This window comes from Roseivirga sp. 4D4 (genome assembly GCF_001747095.1).
In the GTDB taxonomy this organism is placed as follows: Bacteria; Bacteroidota; Bacteroidia; order Cytophagales; family Cyclobacteriaceae; genus Roseivirga.
Map to the genome: position 1 here is coordinate 1,472,439 of NZ_MDGP01000001.1, position 16,430 is coordinate 1,488,868.

Annotated in this window: 11 protein-coding genes; 4 read left to right on the forward strand and 7 right to left on the reverse strand. The window is 42.5% G+C overall.

The genetic code is table 11. The features are described 5' to 3' along the window. The first annotated feature begins 152 nt into the window (after window positions 1–152). Together BFP97_RS06455 and BFP97_RS06460 are read left to right on the forward strand one after the other, a co-directional pair. Window positions 153–1,961 (forward strand): hypothetical protein, encoded by a 1,809-nt coding sequence (locus tag BFP97_RS06455; protein ID WP_139135210.1) that lies wholly within the window; start codon window positions 153–155, stop codon window positions 1,959–1,961. Window positions 1,962–2,068: 107 nt separating this feature from the next. Continuing rightward, complete coding sequence (locus BFP97_RS06460) at window positions 2,069–2,902, forward strand: GNAT family N-acetyltransferase (RefSeq protein ID WP_069841628.1); 834 nt, start codon at window positions 2,069–2,071, stop codon at window positions 2,900–2,902. Window positions 2,903–2,905: 3 nt separating this feature from the next. On the opposite strand, the gene BFP97_RS06465 is transcribed toward BFP97_RS06460, so the two are convergent. After that, window positions 2,906–4,132, reverse strand: a complete 1,227-nt coding sequence (locus tag BFP97_RS06465; protein ID WP_069841629.1) for a site-specific integrase — start codon at window positions 4,130–4,132, stop codon at window positions 2,906–2,908. Between the two features lie 457 nt (window positions 4,133–4,589). On the opposite strand from BFP97_RS06465, the gene BFP97_RS06470 reads away from it, so the two are divergent. After that, complete coding sequence (locus tag BFP97_RS06470; protein WP_069841630.1) at window positions 4,590–5,474, forward strand: LytTR family DNA-binding domain-containing protein; 885 nt, start codon at window positions 4,590–4,592, stop codon at window positions 5,472–5,474. Here BFP97_RS06470 and BFP97_RS06475 read toward each other — a convergent pair. Further along, window positions 5,471–6,610: an acyltransferase family protein gene (locus tag BFP97_RS06475; RefSeq protein ID WP_069841631.1), complete on the reverse strand. Its 1,140-nt coding sequence runs from the start codon at window positions 6,608–6,610 to the stop codon at window positions 5,471–5,473. The genes BFP97_RS06470 and BFP97_RS06475 overlap by 4 nt on opposite strands. 153 nt (window positions 6,611–6,763) lie before the next feature. Here BFP97_RS06475 and BFP97_RS06480 point away from each other — a divergent pair, with 153 nt between their 5' ends. Further along, window positions 6,764–7,507, forward strand: a complete 744-nt coding sequence (locus BFP97_RS06480; RefSeq protein ID WP_069841632.1) for a sulfite exporter TauE/SafE family protein — start codon at window positions 6,764–6,766, stop codon at window positions 7,505–7,507. 188 nt (window positions 7,508–7,695) lie between these two features. Here the strand turns inward: BFP97_RS06480 and BFP97_RS06485 are convergent, their stop codons facing one another. From BFP97_RS06485 to BFP97_RS06505, 5 genes are all read right to left on the reverse strand, one after another. Beyond that, window positions 7,696–11,010 (reverse strand): WD40/YVTN/BNR-like repeat-containing protein, encoded by a 3,315-nt coding sequence (locus tag BFP97_RS06485; protein WP_255399376.1) that lies wholly within the window; start codon window positions 11,008–11,010, stop codon window positions 7,696–7,698. 92 nt (window positions 11,011–11,102) lie between these two features. Then, window positions 11,103–12,296, reverse strand: coding sequence for a winged helix-turn-helix domain-containing protein (locus tag BFP97_RS06490; protein ID WP_170827420.1), 1,194 nt, complete (start codon window positions 12,294–12,296; stop codon window positions 11,103–11,105). Window positions 12,297–12,301: 5 nt separating this feature from the next. Beyond that, window positions 12,302–12,988 (reverse strand): DUF1080 domain-containing protein, encoded by a 687-nt coding sequence (locus BFP97_RS06495; RefSeq protein WP_069841633.1) that lies wholly within the window; start codon window positions 12,986–12,988, stop codon window positions 12,302–12,304. After that, the gene (locus BFP97_RS06500; RefSeq protein ID WP_069841634.1) at window positions 12,978–15,224 is read right to left on the reverse strand and encodes a c-type cytochrome; all 2,247 of its coding nucleotides are present in this window, start codon (window positions 15,222–15,224) and stop codon (window positions 12,978–12,980) included. Before BFP97_RS06500 ends, BFP97_RS06495 begins: the two co-directional genes overlap by 11 nt. A gap of 14 nt (window positions 15,225–15,238) precedes the next feature. After that, the gene (locus BFP97_RS06505; protein WP_069841635.1) at window positions 15,239–16,357 is read right to left on the reverse strand and encodes a pyridoxal phosphate-dependent aminotransferase; all 1,119 of its coding nucleotides are present in this window, start codon (window positions 16,355–16,357) and stop codon (window positions 15,239–15,241) included. Window positions 16,358–16,430: the final 73 nt, after the last annotated feature.

A 16,430-nucleotide genomic window follows, 5' to 3' on the forward strand; every position in this document is an offset into this window, starting at 1 on the left:
AAAGCTTAAGGCTTTCAAGCCACCACCTGGCAGCCGCTGCGCCCACCTATGAAGGCTGTTTAAGAGAGAAGTCCAAGTCATTCTTATGTGTTTTATGATCATGTATTTTAAAACAGCCTTTATAACGCTGAGTTCATTCATAAAAACTATAAATGGATAGTCCTATATTAGTCTGTATGTCTCCAAGAAGAAAACTAATTGACTTAAAAAGTTATGGTCAGACGGGAAAAGACCTTGATGCATTTCGTGTTGAATTATCGTTAAGATTAATGCCGTTAATCTTCTCTTTTGAATCAATTAAAGAACTCCAGTATGAGGCTCTTAAACATATCAAGCCTATAAATAAGTCTTTACAGAACAATCCGTCATCTATTCATAAGGGCATTACAAAAGTTGTCGATCATTTTTTTGGAAACCGTAAAAAGGTACAGGTACATCGCATAAACTCGGATGGAACCATGACACCTGTAGGTAAGAAGCATGATGAACAAGAGGACTCTGAGGAAATGTTTCAAAGATGGGTATCTGGCTTCAGCCAAATCCCCAATCACCATCTGAATTACCTAAAACCACAAGTAGAAGAAGATTTAAAGGAGATCAACAAGCTGATCAAATTTTATGAAGGTCTGGAGGAAGTCAAAGACTTCCTTGTCACCCGTAAAGTCAGACCATTTCATGATACTAGAACCATACTTGATTTCTACTCTAGATGCCAAGAAGAACGCCAGAAGATTTTGGACTATTACCTTGAAGGGGTTTATGAAAGAGCCATCGCAAAATCAAGAGCACATATCTTCCCAGGTCTTGGGTTGCAGTCTTTAGATTTTTGGAAAGATTACCCATATGAATTGGGACGTCATCCATATGGAAGAGCTTTGGATTATAGAGAAATTGACCATGTATCTCACAGGTTATCAGAAGTTCCGGTTCGTTTTAATGGAGAACTGAAAATATTATATCAGGAGAATAAAGAGCAATTTTATAAAGAGTATTTCAAACTGAGGCCTTTGGAGAAAATCTTTGAGGGCATGTGCTCAAACTTTGAATACCTTCCGATGACAAACAACAGAAGCCATATTTTTGAGGAGCTCCGAGCAGTATTCAAGAAAAAGCAATGGCTCGCTTTTTATGCATTGGCATTACCACAGGTAGAGGGGGTTTTTGCTGAAATGGTTAAAAGTGCTAATCCAAGATCAGGCGTCATTACTAAGGCGCTCTCTGATAAAGTCAGGTCAGTTAGACCAGATTACGAATTGAGCGATGTGTACTTTGATTATTATGAATACGAGCTGCCTAAGCAACGGAATTCATTCTCTCATACGGGAGTTGTTCAAAATGCCAAATTAAAGGCTTATGACACCCTTATTGATTTGGAACATATCTTATCTGTTTATGCTTCATTAGAGAATCCACTGGTAGCAATTCATAAAACCCTTAGAAACAGAAACTTGAAGGATTTCACAGATTTTAAGGGCTTTGCCAAGTACTTCAATCTACTAAATGCACTTCCTAAAGAACATAAATCAAAACCTGATTTGAAGATTGCACTAGATAATTTCAATCAAAATTTTTTGAGAGAGGCATGCTCAATTGAAGGAATTGTTCGAAATGCTGAGGCAAATATTGACTTTGGTTTTTCCGATCTATGGTCTAGATGTAAATCTTCAATTCCAGAGTTTCAAAATATTGTTAGTTGGAGAGCCATTAATAAACCGAAACTTCAAAAACTCTTACTTGAAGAAAAGTTTAAAGAAAATTCCAAAGATTTCTTTCAGTTCAATGACGAAGAAGTATCAATAGCAATATCGATGAAGATATTCTTTTATGGAGTTGAAAATCACATCTACAAAGGACACAGGCCAGACGAATTAAAGAGAGCTTTTCAAACCTGGGAGGACAACAAGTCATTTGTCAAATGGCTCATAGATTTCAAGAGTCTCATTCCTGAATTATTAGATTAACTCAATGTTTTTGAAACATTAAGATAGCGTATTGCCGATGATGTGGCTTGAACAACAAGCATTAAGTTAGTCTTTTTACCTTTGTCATTAATTCATCAACTTTGACTATGGTCAGGTACGAACCATTCAACAACACAGACGATTTCTTTGAGCAAAATGGAGCTGTAATCGAACAAAATTACTTTGTCTTTCATAACCCCTTGAGGTTAATGTTTACAGAAGGCATTGATGTTTTTCGATTGTATAACTTAATTGGCGATGAAGGATCACATGCCTACTGTATTTGGTTATCGGGAAACTATTACATTGTTAGTTTTGGCTGGAGTGAAGAAATTATAGAAGCTTTGAATGAGCAAATAGAGATAGCTCAATTTAGGAACTTCGTCTTTACTGGTCATAAGGATTTACTTCTAAGTTTTTTAGAGGTGAATAATGCAGAGTACAGGGTTCTTAAGGACAGAATTATATATGAATGCTTGGAACCAAACGCACTTGATAACCTACCTGGTAATTTAGTCCTTGCATCTCCTGAAGACCTTGATGAGCTCGGAACCATGAGCTTTGAATACCATCAGGCAGAATATGAGGAAGAGGCCTTCCGTGATGAAATGTATATGAGAGAACTTGTTGAAGCTGGAATCGAGAATGGGAATATCTATAAGCTTGTCGAGGGTGGTGTGATTTATTCTATGGCACAAGTTATCTACAACGAGCCTGGGCCACCACTAATCGGTATGCTTTTTACAAAACCTGATTTCAGAGGGCAAGGCCATGCAACCTCTTTAGTTCATAAGCTTACCAGTACATTAATAGATGGTGGGAGTGAAAAGTGTGGGCTTATGTCAGATGCGGTCAATGAAGCATCAAATAGAGTATTCGTAAAGGTTGGCTACGTACCTATCTATAATCAGCTATCGGTTTCAATAAACGAAGGTCAGTAATCCTCATCCAAACAAGGCATTATCCGCATCATCAACAACGGAGTTTTCAAAAGACTTCAAATAGTCCTCAGTAATGGCAACATTGGTATGACCTAGAGATTCTTTAATAACCTCAGTTGACATGCCATGCATTTTAAGCCCCGTGGCGTAAGTATGTCTTGCAACATAGGTACTAAGCTTCACATCAAGCTCCAGATGCTTAGAAATCGTCTTTAGTGCCTTATTGAAATAATTCAGCCCATTCTTAATTTCTGTAAAAGTCTGTGAAGGATTGTTTGGGGTTTTGACAATCGGGAAAAGATAATCGCTTCTCTTTTTTCCTTCACTGTACAAGTCTATTATGGCCTGAGCTTTGGGGTGTATCTGAATTGTAAACTCACCACCAGTTTTCTGCCTTGTATAAAAAATTCGTCCGTTGACGATGTTTTCCAGTTTGATACTAGCCATATCAATGAAGTTCATGCCTCGTGTATAGAAACTAAACAGGAAATAATTCTTACTATTCCACAGGCGCGTATGTGGTTCAGGCTCATATGCCTCAATCATGCTTATTACATCAAGAGTAACAGCACGCTTCCTGGTCTTATTGCTTGGTATTTTATACTTGTCGAAAGGGTAATTGTCCTTGCTTACCAAGCCCTCATTCACTGCCTGATTGTAGGCACTTCTAAAAGTCCTGAGATATACAGAAATGGTGTTCTCTTTACTACCACGTTTAAGGAAAAATCTCTCGAAGTCTTTTAAGGTTTTGTAAGTGATCTGCTGGAAAAGAAGGTCTTTACCATTTCTGAAATTCTTCCAGGCATTGAGCGAGTCCTTATAGATTCTGGCATTACCGAATTTGCCAACTGCCTTAAGATTGTCAATGATGGTTTCCATGAATTGAAAAACAGTAACATCACCGTTTTCTTCACCTTCATTTAGGATAGCTTTCTTAATGTCCGTCATCGTCATGCCACGAACGGAGCCATCTTCTTCAAGCTTGGAGATTACAGTATAAACATTCTTGACCGCATCCTTAACCTGATTGTTAAACCTAGTCACGTTATCTACGGCTTTTGAGGCTGTTTTTAAGCCCTGATTTTTTTGATCGAAATCCTTTTCCTGAAATGTGTAGCCTAAAGGGATATATGCAATCTTACGATTGTAGGTCACTCGGATTACTAAAGGATAGGAGCCATCTTGCTTTTGACGAACCTTATTTAGAAGTACTTTTGTAGTGAGACTCAATGCTTTACGTGTTTATAAATTTATAAACTATTTATAAACAAATATCGCATTTTCTTGGCTCAAGTCCTAGTAAAACGAGTCTAAAATCGCCCTAAAAAGCCACTTTAAGCCAACTTCAACCAACTTGTTATATGATATCGCCTGCCTGTCACGCAGGAGGTCGCGGGTTCGAGTCCCGTCCGTTCCGCAATAATAGCCTCGTACATTGAGTACGGGGCTTTTTTTATGGATTTTGGCCAAATGTTACCCAAATTGTTACCCAAACCTTCTCTACCTGATCGCAACCTCTGGTAACTATTATCATTTCAAAAATTATCAAAAAGGCATAATTCACCACGCCCAATATGCCTTGTTCTTTTCATGAGAAGTAAATACCTAATGGTAATAAACTCCTTCCCCGTGCATCCTTAGCCTGTATTTCAAATCTTTAGTAAAAGTTTTTACTAAACGTTGATTTATGCATACCAGAGCCTTTTCTCCTTTTCTTGCCAAAACCAAGATTTTCTCCCAATCGATAATTGCGTCATTCCTCAAGACATTCAAGTGGAAATGGGTCAGCATTGTACTGCTCGGCATCAGTTGCAATACCCTGGTCAATGTGATTTTTGATTATAAATACCAGCGCCCTCTCGTTTCTGTCAGCTTTGAAGAATATGTTAATGCCATAATAGCCTCCTGGATCTTACTTTCGACCACACGATGGGTTTCTAAAAAAGTGGAAGTCAAGTTCCCTTGGAGAGAAGGCATTACAAGGAGATTGGTAAGGCAGGTTTCCTTACAATTCTTACTGGTCATTGTATTGTTGAATGCACTTGTCATCGGAATCACCTATTTCTTCTATGGCGGTTTCTATTCATTTGATGAGTTGATGGTCATAAACCTTAGTATGGTTACCCTTACGGTCATTTTTACCTTGATAGATACAGGAATGGATTTCTCAAGGAACTGGGCCATTACAGGCACTAAGTCCAATCGTGATGCATCACTATCGACCAAACCTATCTATGTGACGCTGGGTAAAGTGAGACACCTCATCAAGCAGGAAAGCATTCGATGTGCGGTCAGCGAATCTGGCTCCGTAATTATTATGACAGATGAAGACCGTAAATTGGTTTATCCGCATTCTCTGGATGCACTGATGAAGAATCTGGATGATCAGAACTTCTTTAGAGCTAACCGCCAAACGATCTTGAGTCATAAGATTGTAAAAAGCATCAAGGCACTCGATCATGGTAAAATTGAAGCCAGCCTCTCTCCTTCCTGTAGAAGCATTGAGACCATAACCATAAGCAGAACCCGTGCCTCAGCCTTTAGGAGTTGGCTAAAATCCAAAACTGTCTAACTAGGGTTTCCTCTTCTTGGGTATCTTCTTCCATTTAAAAACTTGCCAATAAAGGTAGAACGGACCATAAAATGGTAGGTAGTAAAACACACTATTGTGGTAATAACCACCACGATCAGAAATTTCAGGAAGACTGGTATTGGCCAATTGAAAATAAAGGCTGGAATGAGGCCTGTTAGCGGAAGATGAATCAAATAAACCCAGTAAGAAGCATCTGACACATATCTCATTCGGGCCGAATATCGACTTGCATAGCGAATAAATAGTCCCGTTATACCGAAGACAAAGAACCAGACCATAATGGCATTCAGAGCTCCGTACAATACATCATCAATATAAGGTCTGAATATGAACCTTAGTGTAAATATGACTAGCCCTGAAATGGCAAAAACCCAGTCGTTTCTCATCATATTATCCAAGAAGTGTTTGGACTTAAAGAGCACCCATCCAATAAAGTAGAAGAGGCTATAGGCGACAAGTACAGGAAGATCTGGAGTGAATGACAAAGGGGTCGATATCCAGGTATCCCACATCCAGACCAACAACAAGAAGACAACAATGGAGAACACCAGTATAAACACCATCTTTCTTCTCATCAACCATTCAAAAGCCCTGGTAATCCATTGGGTAAATCGAGGAGTATGTTTCAACGCGCTGGCTAGACAGAATGAAATGGCTGTGATCATCAATAAGTAATAAAGAAACCATAGATGATAAGTCATGCCGGGAAGCCATGTCATGGTAGTTAGCATTCGACTAACACTCACACCCATGGTTTCGGAGGTATAGGTCCAAGCAGAAATTATGATGGGATGTAATAGCAATAAGAAAACTCCAAAAGGCATCAGTATACGTCTCAACCTGTTTTTCATCATAGCACGTGGGCCTCGTTCATAAAAGAGCATAGATCCAAAGAAGCCAGCAACCATAAAGAAAATTGGCATTCTGAAAATATGGATGATACCAAAGATATAGTTCATCGATATGTGAGTCCCATTCGGGTCCTTTGCCCAGGAGGCATCCTCCCCTAGACTGTAAGGTTCTGTTGCATGTAACACGATACCGAGCAGCATCATGATCGCTCTGAGCGCATCTAGAGAGTGTAACCTTTGACTTTTTAAGTGACTGACCTTCATTTTGATATTTTTGAGTTGCCTCAATCAAGTCAGAATTCACGTTTCTAATGAATGTATTGGCTTTTTATCACCCGAACTGCTATAAATTGATTGATGAAATGAATGCTTGGTAGACCCCAGACCTTTTGAACAAGTATTTTTTATCTTCGGGCGATGCTTGGACAACTCAACGCGCTGGACCTTTTCATACTCTTTTCAGCCGCCTTTGTGCTGGGCCTATCTAAGTCAGGTATTAAGGGCATCAGCATTATCATCGTGGCTATGTTAGTATTTGTTTTTGGCGCCAAGAGTTCTACTGGCATACTCCTGCCCATGCTTATCATAGGTGACATCTTTGCCGTCATCTATTACCATAGGCATGCGCAATGGAAGTACCTCATTCGACTGCTGCCCTTTATGATGTTTGGTGTCATATTAGGCACTTGGATTGGAGACTCGTTAACTGAAGAGATTTTTAGAAAGAGCATGGCAGGTGTCATTCTCTTTTCAGTGTTAGTGATGTTTTGGTGGGATCAGAGAAGCTCAAAACATGTTCCAAAGCACTTAGGCTTTGCCGGCATTATGGGGCTTACTGCTGGGTTTACAACCATGGTAGGGAACTTAGCAGGTTCATTTGCCAATATCTTCTTCCTGGCGATGCGGCTTCCCAAAGATGCCTTTATCAGCACTACGGCATGGCTTTTCCTGATTATCAATCTTTTTAAAGTCCCCTTTCATATCTGGAGTTGGGAAACCATTACGTTGCAAACTATTCAGGTCAGTGCGGTCACCATTCCAGCAATTTTCGTAGGCTTGTTCTTCGGCATACGGATTCTCAAAAGGGTTAACGACAAACTTTTCAGGCGCTTTATTCTGGTCATGACAGGTCTAGGCGCGATCATTATCTTCTTCACATAACAGTACGTTTTCGGCTTTGGTATTTATAGTTAATTAACTAACTTACAGACAGTTCACTTAAACATAGTCGATATTTTGAACATTAATTGAGATGAGCCTTCCCAATGGGGAGGCTTTTTTTATTGGTATAAATCAAAAAAACCACCCCGATAAATCGGAGTGGTTTTAACAACACATCTACTCAAATCTTAATTGGAGCTTCCTATTGGTGAGAAATCTACTTTCTTCACTTCTTCCATATAAGCCTCCCAGTTTTCGCTATACCAGGCATCTACTTTCCCCTGAACTTCCTTCAACTGGTCTTGGAATTGCTTCATCAACATCTCCTGTGTTCTGCCAGGCATATCATAGGAACCACTCACACTTCTTGAAAGGCTGAAGCCTCTGTTCTGTAGCGGTGTTGGACCATCTCCTCCACCACCGAAGCGTCTACCACTGCCAACCAAGGCAGATAAAGCCTGCATTTCCTTTTTGACATCATTGCTCTTATTTCTCAACGTGAGCACATCGCGTCCTCTCTTCCCTTGTAAGGCTGCAATCACCTTGTCCACAGTTGCCATGTCTCTGGTCAGCTTAGAAGAGATTTTGGTCGCCTCATTCGTCATCTTATTCACGTCACGAATCATGTCTCTTCTGGCAATAAGGATGTCCATATCCACTTCTTGCCTAGGGTCCATTTTCACTTCAATCTGGGTTTCAGCACTTTGATCACCGACAGTAATCTTGACATTATAAGTGCCTGGTAAAATTGGAGCACCACCTCTCTGGAATCTTCGGGCAAATTGTGCAGGAATACCCGCTGGTAAGGCAGGTTGCTCAGTGTCCTTTGGTGGATCTTCATCGAACCTCCATGAAACCTGGTTTAAGCCATCTTCAACCGGAGTACTCAGGTTTCTAACCACAGTTCCACTCAAATCAGAGATCTCGATTTTCGCCTGTGGGCCTCTAGCAGCTCCACCTCTGGCACCTCTAATGGCAGCAAAGCGACCTCCGCCCTGTCTGGCTCTTCCGACAGCAGCCTGTCTTTGTTCCGGACTCAAATTCGCAAACCTGCCATTGCCAGCACCTTCAGCCCTACGCTGCGGTGTGGTCACTTCTGGTTTCTTAGCGAAGAATTTGATGATTGCCGACCCTGAAGGTCTGTTTTGACCTTCGAATGTGGCACTACCAGGGTTGGCTGGTCCGCTTGCCGATCGTGAACTCGTAATGTATGCTGTTTTGGTTGGTATAGCCGTAACGGAAGCATCGATAACAGACTGCTGTCCATTGCTGGCCAAAACTCTCAAAGGCTGAATATCATCTAAGACCCAAATGGCACGACCGAAGGTTCCAATAACAAGATCGCTCTCTCTTTCCTGGATCACCAGGTCCATAGTAGAAACACTTGGGTATCCGTTCTCAAACTTGCTCCAGTTTTTGGCGCCATCAATGGAAATGTACAAACCGTGCTCAGTTCCAAAGAACATTAAGTTCGGTTCCACTGGGTCTTGTACAAATGACAACGCATAACCAAAAACTTGATCTTCGCTAGCCAATGCCTCCCATGATCGACCATAGTTCGTAGTTCTCATAAGGTATGGCTTAAAGTCAAAGCGTCTGTAGTTATTAATTACAGCCACCGCTTCGCCATTATTATATCTGGATGCCTTGATCTGTGCCACCCAACTGCCCGCTGGAACGCCTTTTATATTCTTAGCCACATTGGTCCAGGTACTTCCTCCATCCCTGGTGACTTGCACATTACCGTCATCTGTACCTACCCAAATCACACCTTGTTCTGTAGGACTCGGCTCAATTGCCAAAATCGTGGTGAAGTTTTCCGCACCCGTGGCATCTCTCGTGAGTCCACCACTCTCGTTTTGCTTTTGTTTCGTGGTGTCATTAGTAGTTAAATCAGGTGATATTACATCCCAGCTATCTCCTTTATCGACACTCTTGTGGACAAACTGACTACCGAAGTAGATTGTCGAATTGTCGAACGGGTCTTGTGCGATAGCCGCATTCCAGTTAAACCTTAATTTTACATTTGGATCAGGATGGTTCGGCTTGACGGCTTTAGATCGGCCTGTCAATTTATCATAGCGATTGACATTACCTTGTTGCGACATGGAATATCCGTAGCGTGAATCATCCTTATCCGGTACCACATCGAAACCATCTCCTCCACCAATCGAGTGGTAGTAGTCATTTCTCAGGCCTCCTCTTGTCCAATTGTATGCAGGACCTGTCCAGCTTCCATTATCCTGAAGGCCTCCATAAACGTTATAAGGCACTTCATCATCTACTGCAATATGATAGAACTGACCCAGAGGCAGGTTCTCTACAAACTGCCAAGTCTTGCCCATATCACGGGTAATGGCCATACCGCCATCATTACCCAGAATCATGTACTTTGGATTATCTGGATGGATATAAAGGGCATGATTATCGACATGAATGAGGTTTCTAGGAATTAGACCAGTGAAAGACTTACCGCCATCTTCACTTACATTCACATTGGTGAAAATGCTATACAGTCTGTTCTCGTTTTTTGGATCGACATAAATATCGAAGTAGTAGAAAGGTCGATTGCCGATCTCGGACTTATCGTTGATCATGGTCCAATTCTTACCGCCATTTTCTGAGCGATAGAGGGCGTTATCCTTCGCCTCAATGATCGCGTAAACCCGATCTGGATTATTAGTGGCGAAGGCCAGTCCCATACGACCCACATCCCCTTCAGGAAGTCCATTTTCTTCGGCCGATTGCTTGGTCCAGTTTTGACCTCCGTCCATTGTCATATAGAGTCCGGAGCTTGGTCCACCAGAGGTGAAAAACCATGGTTCACGTCTGTGTTGCCACATATTCACCAATAATTTATCGGGGTTGGAAGGGTCCATAACCATGTCGCCCACACCAGTCATTTCGTCTATGTAGAGGATTTTATTCCATGTTTTTCCTGCATCAGTCGTTTTGTAAACACCACGCTCTGGATGATCTCCCCAGGGCGAACCAATGGCACCGATATACACCGTATTCGGATCATCTGGATGGATAATGATTCTATGGACATTTCTGGTTTGCTCAAGGCCCATCAGCTCCCAGGTAGCACCTGCATCAAGGCTTCGATAGACTCCATAACCACCTGTTAAACTGTTTCTTGGGTTTCCTTCTCCCGTACCTACCCAAACCACGTCAGGATTCTTTTGAGAAACGGCCACTGCCCCTACGGACAAGACCAAATTGCCATCAAATATGGGCTCCCAGGCAATTCCTCCACTTTCAGACTTCCAAAGTCCTCCGGAAGCAGTACCTGCATAAATAATCTCAGGATTATCCCTTACGACATCAATGGAAGTGACACGCCCACTCATACTGGCGGGGCCGACATTCCGTGGTTTCATGGATTCCATTTTAGAAAAGTCGATTTGTTGCCCTTGTGACAAGAAGGTCACAAGCATGGCAGATAGTGCTAAAAGCATGATCCTCATACCTTTGGCACTGGCATAGTTACTAGTCTGCATATTTTAATGGTTGATTTCAGTGTTTGATTACTGAATATCGGAAAGGTTTAGCAAGCATGCAGAGACTTACATGAACGGTTACTACTGGGCGCCTAACCCCCTTTTAAGTGTCTTTTAAGCAGTGCTTTGTATTTAGTTGGGTATACTTTATCAAGTGCCAGCTTATTGCAGCCACAGAAATGAGCAAATGCTTTGATTTCGGTGGCGAACTGATTGCAAAAGTGCTCATCAGGATGAAAGTCAGGCTCGAACCATAGTTTCTTTATTTGAAACATCCCGGTTTTGCGATCCGCCTTAGGATCAAGTCTCCCAACAAACCGATCGCCATAAAGTATCGGCAGGGTGTAGTAGCCATACTTTCTCTTTTTCTCTGGCACATAGCACTCAATCAGGTAGTCAAAATCGAAAATCTGCTTTACCCTATTGCGTTGAATCACCAGGTTGTCGAATGGGGACAGGAGGTGAAGGTTGAGTCCGAGATGATAATCCAGTTGATCGATCTTTTCTTGAAATGTATAGTACACTTCGGGCTTTCCTTCTATGCTCAGTGGCAAAACTTCTTTCTTACTGACCCTCTGTTTTAAAGCCAGCTGAATGGGTTTCTTAAGTCCCTTTCTCAAATAGCCCATTTCGGCTTCGGTAACCATGCCCTGCGAACTGATTGCTCTATCGATCAAGTAATTACAATAGCCTTTTTGAGTTGGTTTCTTTAGATCTAAAGCTTCAGGATAAACGCGTTCCGTTAAATCGAAAAGCTTCTGAAAACCCTGCCGTTCAGAAATCATCACTTTCCCTTCCATGAACAGTAACTGCAGAGCTACTTTAGCTGGTTTCCAATCACTCCAACCTTGCGTTACTTTAGATGCCTTCTCAAAATCTTTGGACCCCAAAGGACCTTCTTCTTTAATGCGTTTCAATACCTTACGCATTACTTTCTTGTCCTTCTCAAACCAGAATTTATCCGCCTTTTGTACCTCCGACTTGTGATAGAGACTGAATTGAAAATCCTCGATCGGTAGAAATGCCGCAGCATGACTCCAGTACTCAAAAATTGATCTGTCAGAAACCATCTTGCCTAGGTCCTCTTTCTGGTAGTCAGGATTTCTGGTGAAGAAGACATGATGATGTGCTCTTTCGGCTACCGAAATGGTATCAATCTGGACATAACTGAGTCGCTTGATGGCATCAATAGAAGATTCTTGAACCCCGTTTAGACCTTGTGATTTTAAGACAAGCTTTCTAGCCTGATCCTGGGTGATCTCGATACGCTGCACTTTAGAACTCAAAACTCTTATTTTTCGAGCAAATTAAGTATCTCAACTGAAGTGGGCACTTCCTTCATGCTTTCCTTTTGACCAGTGGTCTTTAGGCGGATATTTCTCCACTTCACTCGCCTGCCCTCTTCTTCTTTTGTACCCACACCATGCACCTGAAGTGCTATAAAACCACTTCCTGAGACACTATCTTTTACAGCAGCAGTACAAATGTCATTCACCCAAATATGAATCAAGTCACCCACTGCCTCGATCCTGTATTTGTTCCAAGTGTTATTCTGAAAGGCCGATTTACCAGCCTCGTTTAAGTCCAAAGGGTAAAGCCATCCTCTTCTTGATTCATCATAGAGTCCGCCACTCCATTTTCTGTCTGAAGGATCAATCTCTGCCTGATAACCGAACACGGTACCATTTTCCTTTTGTGCGCTTCTAAACTGAATGCCGGAATTCATTCTTGGATCTACGAAAACCTCGAGTTCCAGGATGAAATCGCCATATGGTTTTTCTGTGGCTAGAAAAGTATTCGCAGTGCCTTTAGTTGTTCCTATGATTTCTTCATCAATAACCGAGTACGTTCCTTCTCCACCGAGTATCTTCCAACCTTCTAGATCTACTCCATTGAAGGGTTTTGTCCATTCGTCTTGGTTATTGGAACAAGCCGAAACTATGATAACGGCTAGCAGTAAAATCAACCTAGTTTTCATTGGCAACATCGTTTACTTCTTCTTGTGTAAATGCTCCATCTTTTGGTGTCACTTTCCTCAGCTTCTTGATCATATCAGCATTCGCTCCACGACTTGAAGTGCCGAATGCGTTGCTGAGATAGGTAATCAAGTCTGTGATGTCCTGATCGCTAAAATCAGGATTACTGGCAATGCCGGGCATTTGAGCATTAAATTCATATCCTTTTCCGTTGACATCAACCGGACCTTTTAGGCCATGCAATAAGACTAGTGCCAGCCTCTCCACCGGACCTTTGATCCAATCTGAATTGTCCAAAGGTGGCGCCAAACCTTCTATTCCTCTTCCACTGCCTCCATGACAGGCCGAACAGGTCTCTCTGTACAATTGGAGACCGTGTGTTCGATCGTCCAAAGGCAAAGACTCTTGTGCGTAAATCCAGAATTTCTTATTGTCGTTTTGATCAGCTACTACTCCCTCCAACTTAGTCTTTAAGTCAGGTTGAACTTTGTGATCAGCAAGTCTCAAGAAAGCACCAGCGGCATCGGTCAAGGCGCTGGCGAATGCATCTTCATAGAGCGCTGAAGGATTTCTTCTCAAGATTTCATCAGCGTATCCAGCATATGTTGAGAGATCCGCATAGCCCGCTGTAATAGATTGCCCCAGGTAGGAAAGCAAGTAAAGGTCTAGTATGGCATTATCCCGAGCCATCACCTCCTTAATCATATCGATCTGCTCATTCTGGTTACCTCGATTGTATGCCATTTGAAGTGCATGAGCAGCAAGGTTCACATTGTTACTCCTTGCGGCTTTGATCAATACGCCTGAATCAATGGCATCCAATCCTTCTAGGGCATAGAAAGCATGCATAGAAGCCAATGGCTCGGCTTTTTCTAATAAAGCCTGTAGGTGAGGTATAGCTTCCTTTTGCCCATGTTGAATGATGAGTTGCTGGGCCCTGTCTCTGACCCATCCGTTTTTATGGCTTAATAGATCGACCATACCTTCGGCAGACTTACTTTCAAAACCTGATATCGTGTTAAGGGCTTTGTCAGTACTTTTGACCCTAAGGATTCGGCCCATCCCCACCATCTTATCCATACCGGCAGCAGCCAGACGCTCTCTTAAATAAGAAGTCATATACGCTCCATGCTGAATGATCCCCCGGTGCATGTCTACCACATACATCCCTCCATCAGGGCCACTGGATAGGTTTACGGGACGAAAACCTTCATCCGTTGAGGCGATAAATTCGCGATCGTCATAAGCCTGCTTAGCTGTGGTGATAGGTCCATCGAACATTAAGAGGTTTCGCTTAATCAGGTTTGCTTCAGGTGCACATACAAAGGCGTTTTCGGTATAATCCAGTGGAAATTGGCCACCCCGATATACCAACGGTCCGCATGATGAAGTCACATTTCTTAATACGCTGTCCTGATCTAAAACACCGGGTTCATACCCTCTATTCACCAACGTAGCGTGCAATGGATAAACCCTCTGGTTTCGGGTTAAGACCTTCCCCAAACCATCCTTAGGCTCATAGTATTGATTTCTGGTGAGCACATTGGGCAAAACATAATCACCCATGATTTGGGTGGAGTTATTGTTATAATAAAGCCTACCGAAATTGTCTTTCGTAATTCCCCATTGCCCCCGGAAAGCTGTGGGCTCTTTCAACCAAACACCATTCTCCCTTTTATACCTGAAATGTGATCTGGCATTATAAATCCAATTGTCAATGTTCATCATCAAACCATTAGGCTGGTGTTCTACATTGCCTTCATCTGCATACAGTGAGTCTACCAAGACCAGATCTCCTGGTTTATCATTCTCGATCTCGACAAACCAAAGGTTGGGTGGTTCGGCATATAGGAGGCCTCCATAGACATGGGCAATGGCTCTCGGCAATACGAGGCTATCCAAAAAGACTTTTGAATGATCCACTTTGCCGTCTCCGTCCTTATCTTCCAATATGGAGATCACTCCATTGGGCATGCTCTCACTTTCGCCCGTTAGGGTCTGCATATAACCCCTCATTTCAACGGTCCAGATTCTTCCCTGATTATCAAAATCTATGGCAACTGGCGCTTCGAGAAAGGGTTCCGAAGCAATCACTTCCAGTTTAAAACCAGGTTCGACCACATAATCTTCAAGCGAGACGACAGGTTCTTCATAATCCGTCTGACAGGCAGAAAACAGAATGCATGTCAAAAGCCCGAGAATAGTCTTAGCCCCAGGGCCAATGGATTGATTTTGCATATTTAGGCTGTGGTTTAAGACAATACTTTTTTGAGTTTCTCCGCGAAATACTGTACCTCTTCGATGGTGCCTGTGCTGATACGGCACCAGTCGGTATAGGGAGGAAATGCCCTTCCAACCCTCACACCCTCGGCAAGCATCTGCTTATTGAAAGTATTGATATCCCTGCCGGTCTTGAAGAAGATGAAGTTGGTACTCGACTTGATATACTCCAGATCCAGATCGTCCATGGCGCTATACATAATATCCTTACAGGCCTTCACCTTGGACAAACTAAACTGATAGAATTCATCATCCTGCATAGCAGCCGCGGCAGCCTTAAGGGCCAGCACATTGGTGTAGGCCACAACATTGTCTCGAATAGTATTGGCTAATTCTGGCTTGGCAATCAGATAACCAATGCGGATGCCCGCCAGGCCATAGACCTTTGAAAAAGTTCTGGAAACGATCACGTTCTCCCCTTGCTTCACCAAAGTGGTCATCGAAGGATAGTCCTTTTCTTCAATAAAGTCATAATAGGCCTCATCGCTGAACACAATGGCCTTTTTGGAAGCCGATTTACAGAAGTCCAATAATTTCTCTTTAGGAAGGATAGTGGAAGTCGGGTTATTGGGGTTACAAAGGAAGACCAGCTTGGTTTTGGACGATATCCTCCTGTACATCTCATCCACATCATGGGTCAGTGATTCGTCCAGATCTACCCAATTGATGGTCGCACCCCATTGCTTGGCATACATCATCATAGCCAGGAAAGTCGGTCGGGCAGCAATGATTTCTCCCCCATTATTGGCGAAGGTCAAACCCGTAATTTTCAGACCTTCAGTCGATCCACCCGTGATGACAATGTGATCTCTGGGCACACCTTCCTTCTCTGAAACCATATCCAAGAGCTCCTGAGAATAAGTATCAGGATAACGACAGCCAATTTTGAAGGCATCGACCATGGCTTGCCGCATCTTCTCTGATGGACCAAAGGGGTTCTCGTTGAAGTTAAGTTGAATGGGGTATTCTAGGTCTCTGGGGTTGAATTTGGCCTTCTCTTCGGCCGTGATTGATGATATGATACTGCCTCCGCTGAGGAGTGACAAGGCGCCCAAGGCACTGCCTCGTCTCATCCATTCTCTTCTGTCCATGCTATCTAAGGTTGATTACATGGAAGTTAATGAAATCTTTAGAAAGTTGAATCAGGGTAAGAGGCGTGCTATT